Below are 2,283 nucleotides of genomic sequence, written 5' to 3'. Positions count from 1 at the left end.
CTTATGGAACTCTTGGCTCTTTATCGTCAGCCTTGCCGTTCTTCGCCATGAGCTGGCATTCGGGTGGAAGAGCCTTCCTTGCAGTCGCTACACAAGAACTTCATCAGCCATCGTGTGGCCAGTAATCTTTCGTCTTTACAATGACAGGCAATCGGGTTCTGATATTGCGTCCAAATGGGCCCGACAGGTTACTGTTCACTATATCTGCCGATCTGTATCATTTTCTCGGCCGTGCAATCCAGATGCCGGCAAGCACAACCGCTCCACCGAACGCCTGAATAAGGCTTACCGGCTCGTTTTGCAAAATCCAGGCAAAACCGGCAGCACATAGCGCTTCCAGGAAAATGACAAGCGAAGAAAAAGTCGTCGGCAATCGCCCCAGAGCAATGGTCAGAAGCCCCTGCCCTCCGGCATGGCAAACTAAGGCCAGTAACAACAGGATCAGCCAGCCATTGAGCGAATGGGGCAGCAGATTGCCTTCCTGATAGAGAGCGACAAGGCCCAGAATGGCTGCGGAGATAATGCTCATTTCGAAAGTAACTCGCGCCGGGCCGGTTGTCTTGCGCGCGGCACCAACGGTTACGAAATAAGCACCGCAAAAGACGCCTGTGCAGATACCGAGAAAATCGCCAACGGCATGGGCGGGATTTAGGCTCATGCTCTGATAGATTAACGTCGTTCCGCCGCAAATGCACAGGAACAACCCCAGAACTATCGCTTTTGATGGCACCAGCCTATAGACGAGCCAACTTATGATGATGACCCATAAGGGGGACATCGTGGCAAAAAAGGTGGCATTGGCGATGCTCGTACGCATGATGGCCAGATGCCAGAACAGCAGATCGAACGCGAAGGCAATGCCTGTCAGTATGATCGGCAAGGACCAGCTTCCGGCACTTTTCCGCCCTTGCTGTTTTTCTTCAGCCCGCATCCAAAGCCACAGCACTGGTAAGGCAAGGAAAACACGCCAGAAGGCACTAGCCAGTGGCCCAACATCGGCAAAACGTACAATGCTGGGCGAGATGCTCATGGCAACGACCGCCCCAAGCAGAGCAAAAATGCCAATCATGGTGCCAGCGGGACGACTTGCTTCAACTGTGGTCGCAGACATGAGCATTTCCATAGAGTGTGGGGAATTGCTCCCTAAAACAAAACCCTGGAAAATGCCATCGCTTTCATAACATGAATGTTAAATTGCGATTTGTTTTCTGTTGGTTAGCATGAATAACAAAAATCTCTTGCTCTATTTCGCCATTGCAAACGGTCGTTTATGATCACCTACCAGACTGATCCGTTTCCTGTCCACATCTGCCTGAATCAATTAATACGCACTCACGTATAATTAATAAATATACGCGTATACGGCTATTTTTAAAACGCAATCACGTATATTGTGTGGTTATACGGCTTAGCGTATAATGAACGTGGAGGCCACATGAAAGAACAGATTGCACGGACAGAAAAACAGCTTGGCGCCATTCTTCGCCGCGCGCGAAAGGCAGCGCGACTAAGTCAAGCGGCGCTTGGTGAACAAATTCACATGCGTCAAGGAACGATTTCCAGGCTGGAAGCTGGACAGCCTGCCGTGCAGTTGCGCACATTGATGGAGGCTTTGTCTGCCCTCAATCTTGAGCTCGTCGTGCGGCCACGCAGTCAAGCCAGTCTTCAAGACATTGAGGATCTGTTCTGATGGCGCGCAAGCGGGCCTTCCCTCCCCTTAATGTGTTTTTGAACAACCGTTTTGTTGGCATATTAAGCCGGCAAGGCAATGGTGCCATCGCTTTCCAATATGCAGACGACTGGCTGAGCTGGGACAATGCTTTCCCGGTTTCCCTCTCCCTGCCATTGCGCGAAGACCATTATTATGGTGCACCGGTCATCAATGTCTTTGACAATCTGCTGCCGGATAATGATCTCATCCGAAAGCGCGTTGCGGAACGCGTAGGAGCCGCCGGAACCGATGCCTACAGTCTGCTGAGTGCTCTTGGACATGATTGTGTTGGTGCCTTGCAGTTTCTGCCCGATGGTGTTGATCCCGGCCCTGCCGGCAAGAGTGAACCGCCCCGGGTTTGCCGGAGACCGTTTGGTTTAAGTTATGCGACCATAGCTGGTGCGTCCAGCATGGCGTAGTATCGCTCTTCTGCCTCGGCGGGCGGAATGTTTCCGATGGGTTCCAGAAGACGGCGGTGGTTGAACCAGCCGACCCATTCGAGTGTGGCGAACTCCACGGCTTCGAAGTTGCGCCATGGTCCTCGCCGATGGATGACCTCGGCCTTGTAAAGA

The 2,283-nt window shown here is 52.2% G+C and carries 2 protein-coding genes and 2 pseudogenes; 2 read left to right on the top strand and 2 right to left on the bottom strand.

Annotation, left to right across the window (positions count from 1 at the left end; genetic code table 11):
• Positions 1-217: 217 nt before the first annotated feature.
• On the bottom strand, positions 218-1,111 hold the full coding sequence (locus ACFO1V_RS01735) for a DMT family transporter (protein WP_374834644.1): 894 nt from the start codon (positions 1,109-1,111) through the stop codon (positions 218-220).
• Between the two features lie 324 nt (positions 1,112-1,435).
• On the opposite strand from ACFO1V_RS01735, the gene ACFO1V_RS01730 reads away from it, so the two are divergent.
• Positions 1,436-1,690 (top strand): helix-turn-helix domain-containing protein, encoded by a 255-nt coding sequence (locus ACFO1V_RS01730; protein ID WP_374834642.1) that lies wholly within the window; start codon positions 1,436-1,438, stop codon positions 1,688-1,690.
• A pseudogene (locus ACFO1V_RS01725) lies at positions 1,690-2,049 on the top strand (HipA N-terminal domain-containing protein); the annotation flags it as partial. The gene ACFO1V_RS01730 and the pseudogene ACFO1V_RS01725, both read left to right, overlap by 1 nt.
• 44 nt (positions 2,050-2,093) lie before the next feature.
• Here ACFO1V_RS01725 and ACFO1V_RS01720 read toward each other — a convergent pair.
• A pseudogene (locus ACFO1V_RS01720) lies at positions 2,094-2,283 on the bottom strand (IS3 family transposase); the annotation flags it as partial.

Source organism: Daeguia caeni (assembly GCF_042653845.1).
GTDB classification, from domain to species: Bacteria; Pseudomonadota; Alphaproteobacteria; order Rhizobiales; family Rhizobiaceae; genus Brucella; species Brucella caeni.
This window is presented reverse-complemented; position numbering and strand designations above follow the sequence as displayed.